Source organism: Legionella sp. PATHC039 (assembly GCF_026191275.1).
In the GTDB taxonomy this organism is placed as follows: domain Bacteria; phylum Pseudomonadota; class Gammaproteobacteria; order Legionellales; family Legionellaceae; genus Legionella; species Legionella pneumophila.
In genome coordinates, this window is record NZ_JAPHOP010000001.1 from 583,114 (window position 1) to 599,458 (window position 16,345).

Consider the following 16,345-nt stretch of genomic DNA (forward strand, 5'->3'; position numbering starts at 1 on the left):
ATTTTTGAGAAATAACTGAAATTATTTTAGGGCATTTTTAGTTTAAAGCACTTTCTTTGAATGCGGAAAGCAAAGCTCCAATCTGGATTGTCAGTATTTTCAGATTATTTTTCTAAGTGACATTATTTACTGATGAGATGTATTGAAATTGTATGATTTAAAAGGACAGGATTGATTAACTTTGAATAAAAATATCATAGTTCCACTGCAAATTAGCTTGACTTTACTGGGTTCCTCCTTTTTCTATTCATAGACTGCCTTTGGTTTACCAAGAAATTTCTTGAAGGCCAGGACGTAAGCAACGTGCTCATGTTGGTTTTATTTTACTGCATATCCTGTTGCCTCATAAATAAATGTTACCGAAAGGGTAAAAACTCCACTCCTTAAAATATCTGCGCTTTGTCCTAAAATAACTTTAGTTTATGCAAAAGGTCTATTCTATCAATGTTAATTCAATTCATTATGCCATCTTTTGTCCTTATTGATTTTTTTAAGCTCTAATAGTTTTAATGCGATCACAAAAGATCAAATATTTACTGTTTGGTTTTATTTTTATATAATCAAAGCCCTTTATTTTCCAAAATGTGAGCTAACTAATGAAAAGACTGATTATCTGTAATGGCAATAAATTAACAGTATGTACACAAGCGATTTCTTCTGGTGATATAGTTGAGAAATATACACCCATTTTCAGTCTTACAAAAGAATCCGACAATGAGCACACATTAGAATTGTCTGGAATTGCTAGAGGATATTATATTATTCCTTCGGACTTAAGTTCTTCTCAGGAAAAAGCAGCACATCTTATTACACTTCTTACTCGTGCAGAAGAATCTCAAGTTACGGATATGCATAAAATACTTAACTCGTTTGTTTCGGGAAAAATCACGTCAAGCAGCATGTTTAATTTTGAAAATGATGGTTCATTTAAGAGAGAACCTGAAGAAGCTTATAACTTAATAAACAAAATTTGATAAGCTTTCTAATAAGCCAGGGATGGCTCTATATTTTCTGAATTATTGAGACTGATTATCTCAATTTGTAAATAATTTAAGAGTTTGTATCGTCTTTTCCTTGCTTATCATGGCTGTTTTCTTTCCAGGCACGAATTAAAGTGAGGCATGAAATTTCTTCCTTTCTGTTTGACAAACAGCAAAATACTAAATAATTTTAATTTCTTACCATTTTAAGGAATATAAAATTATGAAAGCATTGTATACAACAATTGCCAAGACCCATGGTGGACGAAACGGCCATGTAGAAACTACAGATGGGCTATTAAAACTTGATTTGGCAATGCCGAGAGAGCTAGGGGGGGAGGGTGGTGCCACTAATCCAGAGCAATTATTTGCCGCGGGATATGCTGCTTGTTTTGAGAGTGCCATTCGTCATGTTGCCAATGTGCAAAAAATTTCTTTAGAGGATGTTTCCATGACTTCCGAGGTTTCTTTATATGCTACCCCAGAGAAGGGTTTTAAACTTGGAGTTGCATTACACGCCTATATAACAGGCCTAAATCAGAATGAGGCTGAAGCATTAGTTGCAAAAGCGCATGGGGTTTGTCCTTATTCCAATGCAATAAGTGGTAATGTTGAAGTGAAATTGAGTGTTAGTATCAAGTGATAGATAACTTCCATCAATTAATAAGGATATCTTAATGTATACACTTTATTCATTTGGGACGCCCAACGGATTTAAACCCACTATTATGTTGGAAGAGTTGGCACAGTCTTACACCATAAAACTGATTGATATTACTCAGGGTGAACAATTTAATCCTGATTTTTTAAAAATTTCACCAAACAATAAGATACCGGTTTTGCATGATCAAACCAATGATTTTTACCTAATGGAAAGTGTTGCTATTTTGCAATATTTGGCTGAAAAACATAGACAGTTTTTGCCTGAAACGACAAAGGAGAAATATGCCATTATCCAATGGTGTTATTTCCAGGCAGCACACATAGGCCCTATGTTAGGGCAATTTGGTCATTTTCATCGTTATGCTCAAGAGCAAGTACCCTATGCCATGAAGCGATATGCTGATGAATCCATGCGACTTCTAAGGGTCATGGAAAAGCAACTGGCCAAAACGTCATTCATTGGCGGATCAAATTATACTATTGCCGATATGGCTATCTGGCCCTGGATTTGGTGTTTTCAATTCATATATGAACAGACTATTGATGCGAAACTGTTTCCCAGTTTAATGTCCTGGTATCAACGAGTTAGTGAAAGGCCTGCTGTTAAAGCGACTCTAGCCGCCTATGGGCGACTATGATTATTGGAACCTATCGATAAATTAATTGCTCCCAATTGCCATAATGCTGGCAATTGGGATGTTTTACCTTGTTATTGCCTCAATAAATTGTGACATTAGAAAAATTGAGATTATGCAGCTGTCAATCAAATAATCTCTATTGTCTTTCATATCTATTTAAAACTAAGTTTATTCTCTAACTCTGTTATTTTGATAAGTCTTAACAATTCCTTAACAATCTCTTAACAATTCCTTAACATTTGTCTGCCATAATGCCCTCAGTTTAAACAAAAGAATAAAATAAAGGAGGATTTATCACACTGCTTTGAATAGAACTAGGAAATGTAATCTGTATTTTCAGGGGGAGCAAATTTCTTCTGCATCATGCAGCGATTCACATTAACAGTTTCAATAAACGAGTTCGTTAATAATATAATTACTGAGGAGTCACGAGTCATGGCGTTATCAGAAATCATTATCAATGATGTAGTTCAATATCAAACTAACGCAGTCATTGGCGAATCAAATTACCATATTCTTCGCCAATATCTCCTGGAGAGAAAGCCTTTATCAAGAGTACTCAATCCAATCAATTCTCTGCTTTCTGAGCATTGTGATAAGGATAAACAAGCAATAATAAACCACTTAACTCAACTGGCCTGTGAATCTCAAAGAAATTATGATATTCAAGAGGCAATAAGTGATGAACAAGAGACAGTCAATGAAAACTCTTTAATGATTAATTACAGGAGCGAGCTGCTTACCCTGGAAAATACATTGAAGCAACTGGATACAAAATGCTTTCAACAACAACGCCAATACAATCAAGTGAGCAGGCAATTTAATGAACTTAAAGTCAATCTGACCCACATTAATCAAAGTATTGATAGAATCCGATATGAACGCCAATTGCTTGACCAACAGCTAAATCATCCTTACTCGGATGGTAATGTGTATACTAATCCTCCTACTACCACACGTATCTATCCCGATCTTTCACTACCCCAGGCTCCGCTTGCGCGAGACCGACTGCTGCAAGAAGAAAATAGATTGATTGAGGAGCGCCAGCGGCTGATGCATCTTGTCAATTCAAAAGAGGCTGAAAAAGACAAAGAAGAACAAAATTTAAATAGACTTCATAAGGAGAAAAAAGAGACTGAAGGGCGTTATAGTGAAGTAAAACATCAAATCGATATTGCTTTGCCAAATAGTGAACAACAACGCCAAATCAGAAATCAAGAGCGTCTTGCTCGAGAACAGGCCAGAGCAAGTTATGATCCGCACCTATTGCAACTATCACATAAAAATCTTGAAGCATTGAAGCATGAGATTGAAATACAGACTCGAGAACTGGATGAGCGGCGAAATCAGTTAATGAGCGAAGCGAAAGAAATGAGTTATAAAATTTATCTAACTCAATTGGAACAGGTTCTTCAGGAATCAGAAAATGGGCCTCAAATCACGTTCAATGAAAATAATGCCTTAAAGATGATTTTAGCCATGATGAAAAATATGGAGGAAATGGCGGAAAAAGAGAAAGATATAACAAGCTCAATTGAAAAAGAGCGACATAATCTTCGTTCATTGCAAAAAAGCCTTGTAGCCTACACTAGGCAACTAGAGCAGTATCTGACGGCAGATCCCCATTTGGTGAAACAAAACAAGGCTCTTACTGAAGAAAATGCGCAGTTACAGCAGTATAGTGAATCAGCTGCCAGCTGGAGAACGAAAGCATTCTATGCGTCTCTTTTCAGTATTGGGGGTAGCTTAATAAGTACCGGAATATTGAATACATTCATCATTAGTCCTGTATTTTTTGCGATTCCCGGCGCTCTTGCTACGCTTGGTGTAGTTTCCATTGTTGTCGTTGTAGTCTCTCATTGCCAGAAGTACTTTAGTGATGTGCAAATGGAAATAAATGACCAAAAGATTGAGAAAAATGAATTAGTACTAATGAAGCAATGGAAAAAGGCTAATGAATTAAGTTTGTCTACTATTCCAGGCCTGAACGCTAAAATAGAAAAATCAGAGAAAGAGCTGTATGCGCTTGAACAAAAATTACAAGATCAGCAGCACGCAATGGATCTGCTGTTGAATAAAGCGCAAAATATTACCAGCAATTATTACAGAAGCAGCAATTTCTTTGGTAACACTACTGGTAATGTGCTCTATTTACCTTCTGCCCCTCTACATGAGGACTCTCCACTTTATCCTGAGATTGAAGGTGAAAGAGTAAATTACGGCTACTAATAAACTAAAATGACTGGTCTTTAATTTGGTTTCAATTTGAAGACCAGTATCTCTGATTATTCAAATTCTGAATTGCTCTTTAGAATCTGCTTTGTAAAAATATTTTGATCATACTGGATTTAAAATGAAGTTAAGGCTGGGTGGTTTATGAGGGCTGGAGCTGATTTCAGGACTTACGAAAAATCCCAATCTCTTTGTTAAAAAAATTTTTAATTCAGTCATTTAGTTTATCTAAACTCCCTCATTAAAAACATTTTTTGCCTTGATCTTGGGATTTTTCATAAGTCCTGTTAAAGGCGGTATTTTTATTGCAGCCTCATTAATGTGCTAAAATTGTACACATGGGTAACCTGATATCATTGCTTGAATGCTAAATTACATTCCCTTATTGAAAAGGATTTCCATATGAAAACAGTCCTAATATTAATTATTTTTTTATGTTCTTTTCAAATACAGGCGGCATGCAAATGCAACTGTGACCCGACAGACAATAAGATGTGTGCCAGTCAGAATGATCTGGAGCATCCTTGCCCTTCAGTTTGTGCTTCGCCAGCACCTGGTATGGCGCCTTCGTTTACAGCATGCCCTGTATCAAGGGTTACTGATCCAGTCACAGGAGTTACCAGATGGGTCAATATGTGTAATTAATATCAAATAATCCATTATTTTCAGGAAAGAATTTTATCTTTAATTTACCTGACTGATTAGATGTTGGTTATCACTTTCAGGCTTTTAATGTGGGGTAAGACGCCTTTTTCCCATCCATTTTTAATCAAGAGTTCAGAGTGATTTTTTAAAGATAGTGCGACTTTTCCTGAAAAATGAGCTTTCTGACCAGACTCATCTGAGAACGCATCAAAAATAGCAAATGTGTTGTCATTCAGCTGTAAAGCAAACCAGAAAGCTGTTTGAGGCTCAGTTTTATCAACGATCTCGGCGGCATTGCTTAATAACGCAGCAAGTTGCTCTGATTTACCATCGTTGGCAGTGAATTCAATGTAGTTGGCAAGAGTTACTTGAACTGATCTTGCAGGTAATTTAGAGGCGAGCACTTTACTGTTTACAATATTTTTTAATACGCCATTTTCCCAACCTTCAAGAACCAATTGTTCAGAATTGTTTTTAAGAGCATTGGCAACTTGACCGGCAAAATGGGCTTCTCTTCCTTTAGAGTCATAAAATGCATCAAAGATCATCAAGGAATTATCATTACCCTTAAGGGCAAACCATACTTTTGTATCAGGTTCAGTTTGCTTTACCAGTTGACCGCCAGATTTCAAAAATTTTTCAAATTCAGAGGAATTTGGTAATTTGCTTTTCATTTTTATCATGGTTGCTGCATTTGTTTGATGATATTGATTCATAGGTGTTTCTCCTTTTGCATGTATATTGATCGATGTTAAAAACAACATTATTGTTGTAAAAGCTATAATTTTTGCTTTGACTTTATTCATATAATGTTTCCCCATAAAATTCTATCTACTAATAGATAGTTTTGAGTGTTAAAAAAAATCACTTTATTGTTTGATCAATAAAGCGCCGAACTCCTTCCAGGAAGGTTTCATCTCCATATAATCTTGCTAATAATAACCCGCCTTCAATCAAGGAAATAATTTGTTTTGCGATAGATAATGAGGATTCATTATCATAACCATTTGCTTTAAGAACTCCTTTAAGCCATTCAATGATAAGTTCAAAAAATTTTTTTGCCTGATTTTGAATTGAAACGGGTAATGATTGAAAATCAGAAGCAAACATACCTCCGAGGCACATTTTGTTTTCAGCGTTATAGGTGATTGTTAAAATGGCATCAAAGAATTTTTGAATTTTTTCCTTGGCTGATAACGACGAATTATTGCTTATGTCAGATAACACAGCAGCAATTTTATCGGCATGCCAGGATATAACTGCCACACCAAGATCTTCTTTTGAAGGAAAATGATAATGGATGCTGGCAGTTTTAATATTGATGGCTGTTGCAATATCTTTGAAACTAAAGGCGTTATATCCGTCTTTTTGGATCAATGCTTCTGCAACTGCTAATATCCGTTCTTTCGTATTACTTATATTCATAGGGACGAATTTTACCTACTCATAGATAGATTGTCAAACTTTTTATAGTTTTCTATATCAAATTAAAATAACACTTGTTTATCTAAATAGAAGTGGATGGTGGACTGCTCATTCATTAATTCATTCTGATCTTTATTGGGTTGATTTATCGGATCAATATTTTGGTACATCGGCATGTTAATTGGCCTTAAAGACTTTATGTTTTTATTGATCTCGAAAAAAACGGGAGGTAATATGTGTGCATAAGTTCACAATAGAGGTCATTATGTTTTTTAAAAGATCAAACCCTCACGTAACACCACAAGATTTACAAAAAGTGATTCAAAATTTAAATGCACAACGTGAATTAACAGAGCGTCAATTGAAAGAGGGTTCTATATCGCAAAAAACAGGGCAAGAAGAGACGCAACGTTTATCAAGCCTGATTGGAGCATATCAGAATAATCTGATGGCAGCATTAGACGATCAGCAAAAAACTAATTGCCCTAAGTAGCTAATTTTTTTGAGATATAAAAGGGCAGTCATTTTGATTAATGGCATAATCCACTCATAATCTGAATGGTCATTTACGTGTTGACAGGATTTTGAGTACGCTCTGCTATTCTATGTACCAAGAAAACAGGGATGTTATTTACTGCCCTATCAATGTATCCGAAGGCTTTCCCAGACCTTTACTTTAAATGATGTTCATGAGTCTATTTAAGGGATTGGAAATAAAATAGATTATTGAAATTTATGAATAATTAACCCAGAAAGTACTTGCTTTATTCAATATGTACAGGTATTTCTATTCAATCAAAGCCCATTCTATTGAGTAAGAGAGTATTAAATGATAAGGGACATTCTCAATACAATAGCCAGTCTTATTGAGGAAAACGCAGAGGTATTTGCCGGTGAATCTGAAAAACAACTTGTACAGAAGGTTAAAGTTGATCTTGAATCGTTTAAGCCTATTAATTTTTATGCGTTGGATGCAGAAAAACAAATAGCAGACTTGCTTTTACTAATAGAAAGCTATTACATTGAAATGAGCAGAAAATTAGATGAATTAAATCATCAATATCCAATCTCTTTAGTCAATAAAAAATTGATTAGCAAAATAGAAAATATTTTAACTGAATTAAAGAACAAACAAAACAAAATAACCCAGTTACGAGACAAAATTCCAGAAGGCATACTTGATATCAAGCGAGCATTATATATTGCAGAAAGTTCCTTTCTTAGCGAATCACAAGCTGAGGAAACAGAAATTACATCAAAGTTTAAGCTCATTAAAAAATTCATGAGTAACTTAGATAGAGAGTATCTTGATTTAATTAAAAAAGGGGGATTGTTAAACTCTATTTTACTGGATACCACAACTCTATATTGGATTAAGTTACGCGAATATTCTGTGTTACTAAAAGAGTGTTGTATTAGCTTACAAAAATCACATCAACTCACTGAAGAAGGACGATTAGCACTTCGTTGTTTTAATAGGGCTATTCAAAAAATGCCATCACAGAAACACATTATTAATGCATTAAAAATATTGAGCAAGCCAGGTAACAAGACAGAAGCGATTGAAAGAATAGGTTTTTTTTCGCCTAATGGTAGAGAAGCCTGTATCCAACTAAGTCATTGGGGGAAAAAATTTTTTTACATACCCCGAAGTGAGGAAATGTATCATTTTGATTATGATCCTAAAGAGGATTTGAATGATACTGGCGGTAATTGCTTTGGTGAATCAATGATGTTTATTCATTTTTTATCTAAGGGGGTAATTAGATGGTTGTGTCCCGAAGCGGGGTTAATTAATTTTCAGTTAGATCAGACAAGAAATTTAAAGTTTAAAAAAACAATTCTAGGTGAAGGGGAAACGGTGGTATCGGAGAGTAGCCCCCATGACTCTATACAATGGGAAGATATGGTGCATCTGCTTTTGGATAACCCTTACTTTAAACCAGACAGTCTTTGTGGTGTCATATTTTCGATGAATGATTATACAAAAGCACAAAGAGAGTTTACCGCAGGGCACATTATAGTGCTTGCCAAGCTGGATACCAAGTTAAATCCTTACAAATACATTGTCTGTGAAAAAGATTTTGGAGCATTTGGATTAGCAGACGATGAGTCCTTGGAGTATCTAATCAATAAACAAATATTACCACTCTATAGAGGTTTGAATTACTCAAAAGTTAAATTGGTTAAATATGGTAAAGCTTCAACTGATACCTATGATCTTTTAAATGAAATTAAGCCTCAGACAGGTATTCCACAAAAAGAGTCGACAGCCAGTAATTCTATAAATCCCCATTTTGATAATGCATTTTTTAAATTATCTAAGGAAACCAATAAAGAGAATGAAAGTGATCAAGCCAATGAAACTAATGCAGTCAGGTCTCGATGTAATTGAAGCAAAAGGTTAATGAGGAAATGCTAAAACCTCAGAGAATAAATAAAATGTCTTGTCAAAGCTGTTCTGTCGAGGAGCCAGTTCATTAATTCGAATTGCATGCAAGCTACATTTTTGATGTATGGCAATATAGAAATCCTTTCTTACAATACCGATTATTACAAGAACTGGCTGCATATTTATCTTTGAATGGTAATGTTTTCAATGACTACAGGCGATATTGGCTTATCTTGCGGATCAGTAGGCATCTTGCTAATTTTATCAACAACTTCTTGTCCAGAAATGACTTGACCAAAAATATTGTAGTTGCCCTGCAGTTCAGGTGTTGGCGCAACGGTAATAAAAAATTGGCTGCCATTCGTATTGGGGCCTGCATTAGCCATTGCAAGTACGCCAGGTTTGTTAAAACTGGCATTAGTATTTTCATTATCAAATGTGTAACCTGGCCCACCGGTCCCATTTCCAAGCGGGTCTCCGCCTTGAATCATAAAACCAGCAATCACACGATGAAAGGTTAAGCCATTGTAAAAAGGGCGTTTAACCATTTTGCCAGTTTTTATGTCTTTAAATTCTTTTGTTCCAGTTGCCAGCCCTACAAAATTTGCAACGGTATTGGGAGCTTCTTTTGTAAATAATTCGCAGGTTATGTTGCCCTCTGAAGTTTTAATAATTGCAGTTTCTGCATACGCCGACATGATGCCTACTGCTAACAATAAGTTGCTGAGTAAACAAATAATTTTATTCATAAGAGGCTCTCCATAGAATGGCTAAGATCAGTATAACAGTATTATGTCTTATTAAAATGGTTTTTAAATGAAACTCACAATTTCGGCTTAAGCTGAATTAGATTGGATTTGTACTATAATTAAACAATATTAAGTTATTATAGGAGAGTTTCATGAACGATTCTGAATCTGATAGCGATTCTGAATCTGAATATGAGCTCCGTACGCTACCATCAAAAATACATTTTGTTTGGGTTGGAGGCCCTATTCGAGCTCAATATTTACGCACTATTATGGATGTTGCTGCAGTAGCACTAAAAAGTGGTTTTGAGGTTAATTTATGGGTTGATAATGAAATGAATTACATTAAAACATCAACTCAAGAAGGAATAGACATACCTAATTTAAGAATAAGGAATATTCATGAATTAGAAGAAGGGATGAGAAATGATCCTTTTTACGAAGGGGACAGGTACAAAAAATTTTGGGAATATGTCAATAGAGAAAGAGTCGGTTTCAGAAATCTTGCTGCAGCTGCAGATTTTTTTCGTTTTGAAATTTTAAGGCAAGAGGGCGGTTATTACTTTGATACCGATACCGTTTTTAATTTGGATGAAAACTCATACTTTGTAGCGGATGAGGTTGCTTTTGGTATAAAAGCCCACGTAGATTTGTACACAGGATCATGGAGGGAACCACGTGGAGGAGGACCTACTACCCATTATGTCACTACTTTAGGGGATGTCAATAACGATATTATTGCTGCGATTCCTGATCATGAGGTCATGGAGGATGCAATCTTAAATGCTATGCAACGCCATGAAGAGTATGACTCATCGCCTTTGCCCCGGGAATCTCTTAAAAAAAGATTCGGTCCATACGGCAATCTGATGGATGCTAAACGCACACCTTATCAATTGGAGGGACCAATGGATTTTAGAAAACATCAAACCATTGCAGCTGGTCCCGGTGCTTTACACGAGGCATTGCGTGATTACATGAAAGGTGTTGAGGTAGAAGATTCCAACTTATTAATGACCTTAAAGGTTGGCAATCAAAGCTCGAGAGTAGCAAATGATAAGGATAAAAAACCGATCATGGGAATCGAAGTGGTTAGTAAGTGTGATAAAACATGGCTCACTAACACAAGAAAAGCTAAAAAAAGAAAAGCCAGGCAAAAAGCTTTTGATACCGATTCGTTAGCTATAGAGCCAGCACTCTCAAAGGACTCTGGGCAGACAGCAAGTAAGAGAGAGGCCAACTCTGATGAAGAAAGCGAGTATGATGGTGAGTTTACAAAAGAAACCGAATTCCAGGGCAACTTACGTAAAGAACAATTTATTAATGAATTGAAAGATTACATTATCATAAAAAAAGAAGAAGCAAGGCAGGCTTTGGAAGTGAAAGAGAATGAAGAAGGCCATGATTCTGAGGAAAAAATTCTAAGTAAGCATTTTAAAACACGTCACATAGAGATAACCAAAGGGTTCTCTGTTGAACAGAAAATTGCTGCCGTAGAGAAGCTTATTAGTTTACTGCAGGAAAAAGATGGAGCGGAACTGCTTAATGCAATTGATTATGCAGCGCTTACCAGTTCTCGCCTGGGTAAGTTAGTCGAAAGATACTATGATTTGATACTTAAAGAATATGTTTTGCCTAATGAGTACGGGGAAAAACCATACTGAATTCAAATGGATTGAATTGAATTAGTTCAAACTTATTTTGATTTTGGCATGAGAATATTTTCAATTTTCTCATGTTTTTCATAATGTTCTGGCGGATTTTCCAGTTTTTTTTGTAATTTTTCCTTGTTTTCTTCTGTTTTGCCTTTTTCAGTTCTTTTTTTTATTACCTCTCTTAACACAGGAAAAATTTGATTCTCGTCGTTTTGAATATGATCGGAAAGCCATTCCGGGGATCTGGAGTCTATCTCTCCTAATTTATCGATAAGTACATCCCAACAAGTAAAAGGATAATTAGGATTCGAAGAATCTTGGTGCCCTAGTTTTTTATAAATTCGGCCACAAATCTCACTAGTAGATATGTTTTCAAGAAAACTGCTGTCTTTCTTTTGTTTCAATATGATTAAACACCATTGAATGGCATGGGTCAGCTCACCATGGGATGATGCTCTTAGGCTGCTGTCCTTTAACATAAATCCTGACGATACTAAAAACATAAAATCTTCTTTTTTTAATGGCTTATTCCCTATTGTTTGTAACATTCCCGCTCTAAAGCCAGCCTCGGTTAGTATTTCCTGTATTAGTGTTCTTAACTGCTTTGTTGCTCCTTTTTCGCCGAGTTTGAGTCCTTTTTCCTTTAACCTCATTGTCAGTTGTTCGTTTAATTCAATAAGTTGCTCGTTTACAGCTTCGGTATCCATCAAGTAGTTTTCTATTTTTGTACATAGTTGTATAAAGGTCTCATCTTGTAATAATTCACCTTGAAGAGCTCTTTTTATTGGATTTTTTTCATCTTTAGAGAAAAACATATTACCTCCAACGCGCTAATTTTTTTAAGTATAGATTATTTTTAATAAATATTGTTTATAAATATTTATTATTGTCTACCTATTAGTTGATTTGAGTATTTATTGGCACATTGTTTAAGCACATTTACATTAATCTTGCCATTCAGTATCAACGATAGCCCAATTAGTGGGGTCAATGAATTCATTAAATGGATACCCTATGATTATTTATCATATCTTGATTATTTTGTTCAGACGAACTCTTGAAAATTAGTTGAAGTAGTTCGCTTCTTAACAGCGCATTTATAGGTTCATTTAAATCAGCTAATTGAGTAGCAGATAAACGATCGGCCATGTAAGAAATAAAAAACTGATTGGTTTTCATATCATTTAAAAGCAAAGCCAAATGATTAGAAAATTGCGATAAATTAGAATGCATTGATGGGTGGTTTCCATAAATTTGTTTTAAAGCATCAACTATAAGGTGACTAGAGTATGGTTTGATTGAATCAAGCAAATGGGCATGTATTTTTGGTGATTGTTTAAAAAAACCTCTAATGAACTGACTGATAGGTAACTTATTTCTGGTTGTAAGGGTGTAAAGTTTTTTACTGTGTAAATCTACAGGGCGATTAGTGATGGTATTTTCCATCAATTTCTCGTTGTTTATTAGCTGGAGGCATTGATCAAAGCAGTTAAATAATTGAAGAAAAATCTTTTGCATCTCGGCTGAAAAAACAGCTTGACCAGCAGCATGCAAACAATGCTCACATAAATTTTTCAAGATCGTTTTTCTCTGTTTTCTTTTATCTTTTACGGCTGCCCGCATGTCATTTTCGGGGTGTACAATGATGTCTGTAAAGAATGGTTTTTTTGAGGTTGCTATTTTTTCTCCCTTGGCTTGTAAAATCAAAAGATCTTCTTCAGGGATCATCCGCACAAGCTTTGCGAAATCAATATTTGTTTTTGTTAAAAATAGACCCAATTGAACTAAAATAAATAACAATAAAAAAAGGAGAATGAGCAAGTATGGCATTAAACCAGAATAATATTTGTAACCTGGAAGCAATCTCGAGCAATCTTGTCCGTTTGAGCGTGAAAAATCTCTGGCTCTCGAGAGTGTTTTAAAGTCTACGAAATTGATGTACTTTTGAGAGAATCTGTCAACGATTAACTTAAATGGGATTTTCTGATGGGATAGCGTATGGGCCGCTAAAATCATATGTGCAGCCCCGCCACACATTCCATACAGTACAATTTTTTTGTTTTTTTGTCTGAAATGGTTTGCGAAAGCGATCACATCCCTGGCTATCTCTTCAGTACTGTTGGCAAATTTATTGGACCGATTGGAATAATTTCTATGATTTATAAGCACTAATTCTGTGCCAAAAAGCTCCTGGAACTCATGAAAGCTGGTATTAAGATAATGATGTTCTGTTTGGAAATGTCCAATTAACGCTAAAACAACGGTATTGTTTGTTTTTTTTCTTTCCTTAACGGAAAGCCCCTCAAGTACAGTACCATCCCAGGCTGGTATTAATAATTTATGAGTAATATGCTTGTCGGTTGTTGGCTTTATGTAGTGTGGGAAAAAAAGTTCCTTGCTAAAATTTTGCGTAATTAGCTTATTGATAGCGACACCTATATTGAACGGATTAACTTTCATTAAACTGGTGACATCGTTAGATACTTGTGCTGCTGCCAATCCATCTGGCGGCCCATTTTGAGTACGCGATAATTCAGCTAGGCACGTATTCTGAGTCAGTTCAAGGATTTTTCGTTGAGAAATATCTTCACATACCTTGCTGTCAATTTTTGTAAGAATATTGGCAAAGAAAGAAAATAGCGTTTGGGGATTCTGGGTTAATAACGGATAGTTTTCATTATAATGTTGAGTTATTTCGAATAAGGTTTTTTGCAGGATCTTATAAGCAACTGTATTTTGCTTTAACAAGCTCATTTGTTTATCCAAAACCAAAATGCACGAGTAACCGAAATCAATAAAAGCTTTACATTTCATGTGTAAAGGGTGTTTGATAATTTTTTCGCGAGTGATGTTTGAACCCAACCAAAACGCCAAAACCCATTTGTAAAAGAAATTGTTATCGCTATCAGATGACAAATCCAATTGTTTGATTAAATTATTCCTGTCGTTGAAATGACTTAATGCTGGCTCGAGAATTCTGGTAGAAATTAACATAAGTTCAAAAACGTAATAAAAGAAAATTCATTTAAGTTCTATCTCGATCAAAATGGATAGATGTCATCTTTGGGTTGCTATGAAAAAATTGTGCTCAGTATTTCCTGTCGTTTTGGCCCAATAAGATCCGGCCGCAGTTTTATAAAAACTGGCATTGGCCAGATCAAGCTTAAATTAAAACAAATTATTTCTCCTGCTGTTTTTTCCCTCTCAGTAATTTGTTGTTTGCATTTGGCCTGCCTATTTAATTCAGGCTCATTTTTTATCAAAACATCGCAACAAATTCTGCGTTCTTTGATGATGTTTTACCATCTTTCTGGAGAGCAGCATTAATAAGCTTTTCGCAGTCAATTTCTTCGCATTTAATCACTGGAATTTTATTGTCAGCTCGTCGTGCCACGGTGATTTTGGCTACTTTGAGCGCTTCCAATTCAGAGGCGATTTCTTTGGCTTTTTCCATATCGGGAAGTTCCAGCCAAGTGACCAATCCTTTTTTTGCGTTGGTTTTCCAGCCAGCCAGACCAGATATTTTTTCCAGGCTTTTTATCACGGCATTTATTTGTGTGCTATCCAACACGGCTGTTGAAAACAATGTTGGTTTCTTTTGTTTTGAGAGGTCTAATTCTTTTGCTATTAGAGATAATTTATTGATACTCATTGACAGGACAAAAATGGATGCTTCAGTCTCATCAGCCATTTGCATTGCAAACAACGTCTCGGGAGAAGAAAACACCTGTTTCTGGAATGCAAGTAGATTAAACTGAGGATGTTTAGACTTGGTTTCTTGTAACAAGTCACTTAAAGCGACTCGCAATACGATCAGTTTTTTTAGTTTTTCATTTTCAAAAGCTTTTTCTTGAGCTTCGTTGACACGAGTATAAATCAGATCAATTAACGGAACTATAGAGGAATCAATTTCAGCGAATGCTTTTTGATATCGACTGTCTTTATTTTCTCTTTCCCCAGGGTGACGAAGCACTATGCTAGGATAGCCAAATGCGCGAAGGAAAGTATTAATAAGACAGGTTGCTGTTCTTCCATTAGCATTGGCAAAAGGATGCACTTCTGTAAGCTGATAAAAAGTGGTTGCCAGGAATTGAGAAACATTTTTCAAATCCCTTGAATCACAAACGTGTAATTGTGCAGCGGTTTCTCGCGCCCATCGATTCATGGCTTCAGGAATCAGAGGAGGGAACATACAAATTTTTAAAATCTTATTGACAGTAATTTTCTCACTCTCTGTCAATTGGTTGAGGTTATATGCACTCGCTAATTTATTTTGAACAAGAATTCCCTTTATCGCAGGACTGGAATAATCGATATAGGGTTGCTGTGATTCGTGGATTGTATATTTTTTATCTTTGGCGATTTTCTCTAACAGAGCAATAAAATCCAAAGCAGACTGATAATCCATATCAAATTGTTTATTTAAATATCTTGCAAGTTGTTGTGGGGATTTGCACTCATGGAGACCTGACAAATACAAAGTAAAATGAACCCCCAGTTCGGCACCCAGGTGCCATCGGAAAATAATTTCATTAGTATATTCACCTGATTTTCTATCGTAAGCCTGCATTAGAGATTTTCCGATAAAGCCATGTATGGCTTTAACCCACTCAATTAACATCTCTGGGGTAGTATGAGATAAACCTGTTTTTTTAATTTGCGTAAGAATTGTTTCTTGTGCATAAAGATAGGCATTTAACATATCTTGATGTTGGCCTGCCTCTGGAAAAAGAGCGTCTTCAAATGTTTCTGAGCCTGCCAAACGTGCAGGGCTTGACTCTGGTTCAAACCCATACACTAAAGCATGATTAAATTCAGTCAGTTTTGCTAAATCAAACATGGTTGTTTTTGTAATTAACTAAAAGGGGAGCAATCGTAGCAGAGAACGCAATAAATATCCACCGTGTTCTTTAATTGTTCTTTTATCGAGGTTTAAGTATTCGCTTATAGAAGCTTTTGCATTTTT

General features: G+C 35.5%; 13 protein-coding genes and 1 pseudogene. 8 read left to right on the forward strand and 6 right to left on the reverse strand.

Annotation, left to right across the window (positions count from 1 at the left end):
• Nucleotides 1-596 precede the first annotated feature (596 nt).
• From OQI99_RS02690 to OQI99_RS02710, 5 genes and pseudogenes are all read left to right on the forward strand, one after another.
• On the forward strand, nucleotides 597-974 hold the full coding sequence (locus OQI99_RS02690) for a type IV secretion protein Dot (RefSeq protein WP_265731293.1): 378 nt from the start codon (nucleotides 597-599) through the stop codon (nucleotides 972-974).
• 229 nt (nucleotides 975-1,203) lie between these two features.
• On the forward strand, nucleotides 1,204-1,623 hold the full coding sequence (locus tag OQI99_RS02695; RefSeq protein WP_265731294.1) for an organic hydroperoxide resistance protein: 420 nt from the start codon (nucleotides 1,204-1,206) through the stop codon (nucleotides 1,621-1,623).
• Between the two features lie 34 nt (nucleotides 1,624-1,657).
• A complete protein-coding gene (locus tag OQI99_RS02700; RefSeq protein WP_265731295.1) occupies nucleotides 1,658-2,281 on the forward strand; it encodes a glutathione S-transferase family protein in 624 nt (207 codons plus the stop codon).
• A 326-nt stretch (nucleotides 2,282-2,607) separates the two neighbouring features.
• Nucleotides 2,608-4,510, forward strand: a pseudogene (locus OQI99_RS02705) (type IV secretion protein Dot).
• A 405-nt stretch (nucleotides 4,511-4,915) separates the two neighbouring features.
• Entirely contained in the window at nucleotides 4,916-5,158 is a 243-nt protein-coding gene (locus tag OQI99_RS02710; protein WP_011215932.1) for a hypothetical protein, read from the forward strand.
• A gap of 56 nt (nucleotides 5,159-5,214) precedes the next feature.
• On the opposite strand, the gene OQI99_RS02715 is transcribed toward OQI99_RS02710, so the two are convergent.
• Nucleotides 5,215-5,964: a hypothetical protein gene (locus tag OQI99_RS02715; RefSeq protein WP_265731296.1), complete on the reverse strand. Its 750-nt coding sequence runs from the start codon at nucleotides 5,962-5,964 to the stop codon at nucleotides 5,215-5,217.
• Nucleotides 5,965-6,022: 58 nt separating this feature from the next.
• Entirely contained in the window at nucleotides 6,023-6,583 is a 561-nt protein-coding gene (gene psrA, locus OQI99_RS02720) for an autorepressor PsrA (RefSeq protein WP_027224461.1), read from the reverse strand.
• 265 nt (nucleotides 6,584-6,848) lie between these two features.
• On the opposite strand from psrA, the gene OQI99_RS02725 reads away from it, so the two are divergent.
• Together OQI99_RS02725 and OQI99_RS02730 are read left to right on the forward strand one after the other, a co-directional pair.
• On the forward strand, nucleotides 6,849-7,076 hold the full coding sequence (locus tag OQI99_RS02725) for a hypothetical protein (protein WP_061514449.1): 228 nt from the start codon (nucleotides 6,849-6,851) through the stop codon (nucleotides 7,074-7,076).
• Between the two features lie 336 nt (nucleotides 7,077-7,412).
• A complete protein-coding gene (locus tag OQI99_RS02730) occupies nucleotides 7,413-8,978 on the forward strand; it encodes a type IV secretion protein Dot (RefSeq protein ID WP_265731297.1) in 1,566 nt (521 codons plus the stop codon).
• A 179-nt stretch (nucleotides 8,979-9,157) separates the two neighbouring features.
• Here OQI99_RS02730 and lirB read toward each other — a convergent pair whose 3' ends face one another.
• Complete coding sequence (lirB, locus tag OQI99_RS02735) at nucleotides 9,158-9,724, reverse strand: type IV secretion system effector LirB (protein ID WP_061514451.1); 567 nt, start codon at nucleotides 9,722-9,724, stop codon at nucleotides 9,158-9,160.
• Between the two features lie 152 nt (nucleotides 9,725-9,876).
• Here lirB and OQI99_RS02740 point away from each other — a divergent pair, with 152 nt between their 5' ends.
• Nucleotides 9,877-11,388, forward strand: a complete 1,512-nt coding sequence (locus tag OQI99_RS02740) for a TcdA/TcdB catalytic glycosyltransferase domain-containing protein (RefSeq protein WP_265731298.1) — start codon at nucleotides 9,877-9,879, stop codon at nucleotides 11,386-11,388.
• A 32-nt stretch (nucleotides 11,389-11,420) separates the two neighbouring features.
• Here the strand turns inward: OQI99_RS02740 and lirA are convergent, their stop codons facing one another.
• The 3 genes from lirA to OQI99_RS02755 all read right to left on the reverse strand — a co-directional run bounded on the left by lirA (nucleotide 11,421) and on the right by OQI99_RS02755 (nucleotide 16,219).
• Nucleotides 11,421-12,194, reverse strand: a complete 774-nt coding sequence (gene lirA, locus OQI99_RS02745; RefSeq protein ID WP_061514453.1) for a Dot/Icm T4SS effector LirA — start codon at nucleotides 12,192-12,194, stop codon at nucleotides 11,421-11,423.
• A gap of 184 nt (nucleotides 12,195-12,378) precedes the next feature.
• The gene (locus tag OQI99_RS02750; RefSeq protein ID WP_265731299.1) at nucleotides 12,379-14,373 is read right to left on the reverse strand and encodes a hypothetical protein; all 1,995 of its coding nucleotides are present in this window, start codon (nucleotides 14,371-14,373) and stop codon (nucleotides 12,379-12,381) included.
• Between the two features lie 265 nt (nucleotides 14,374-14,638).
• Nucleotides 14,639-16,219 (reverse strand): Fic family protein, encoded by a 1,581-nt coding sequence (locus OQI99_RS02755; protein ID WP_061514456.1) that lies wholly within the window; start codon nucleotides 16,217-16,219, stop codon nucleotides 14,639-14,641.
• Nucleotides 16,220-16,345: the final 126 nt, after the last annotated feature.

Bases quoted from the DNA above. Each gene is read 5' to 3' on its own strand.
- OQI99_RS02710 (WP_011215932.1), top strand. From the start codon at position 4,916: ATGAAAACAGTCCTAATATTAATTATTTTTTTATGTTCTTTTCAAATA.
- OQI99_RS02755 (WP_061514456.1), bottom strand. From the start codon at position 16,219: ATGTTTGATTTAGCAAAACTGACTGAATTTAATCATGCTTTAGTGTAT.
- OQI99_RS02750 (WP_265731299.1), bottom strand. From the start codon at position 14,373: ATGTTAATTTCTACCAGAATTCTCGAGCCAGCATTAAGTCATTTCAAC.
- lirB (WP_061514451.1), bottom strand. From the start codon at position 9,724: ATGAATAAAATTATTTGTTTACTCAGCAACTTATTGTTAGCAGTAGGC.
- OQI99_RS02730 (WP_265731297.1), top strand. From the start codon at position 7,413: ATGATAAGGGACATTCTCAATACAATAGCCAGTCTTATTGAGGAAAAC.
- OQI99_RS02725 (WP_061514449.1), top strand. From the start codon at position 6,849: ATGTTTTTTAAAAGATCAAACCCTCACGTAACACCACAAGATTTACAA.
- lirA (WP_061514453.1), bottom strand. From the start codon at position 12,194: ATGTTTTTCTCTAAAGATGAAAAAAATCCAATAAAAAGAGCTCTTCAA.
- psrA (WP_027224461.1), bottom strand. From the start codon at position 6,583: ATGAATATAAGTAATACGAAAGAACGGATATTAGCAGTTGCAGAAGCA.
- OQI99_RS02740 (WP_265731298.1), top strand. From the start codon at position 9,877: ATGAACGATTCTGAATCTGATAGCGATTCTGAATCTGAATATGAGCTC.
- OQI99_RS02690 (WP_265731293.1), top strand. From the start codon at position 597: ATGAAAAGACTGATTATCTGTAATGGCAATAAATTAACAGTATGTACA.
- OQI99_RS02715 (WP_265731296.1), bottom strand. From the start codon at position 5,964: ATGAATAAAGTCAAAGCAAAAATTATAGCTTTTACAACAATAATGTTG.
- OQI99_RS02695 (WP_265731294.1), top strand. From the start codon at position 1,204: ATGAAAGCATTGTATACAACAATTGCCAAGACCCATGGTGGACGAAAC.
- OQI99_RS02700 (WP_265731295.1), top strand. From the start codon at position 1,658: ATGTATACACTTTATTCATTTGGGACGCCCAACGGATTTAAACCCACT.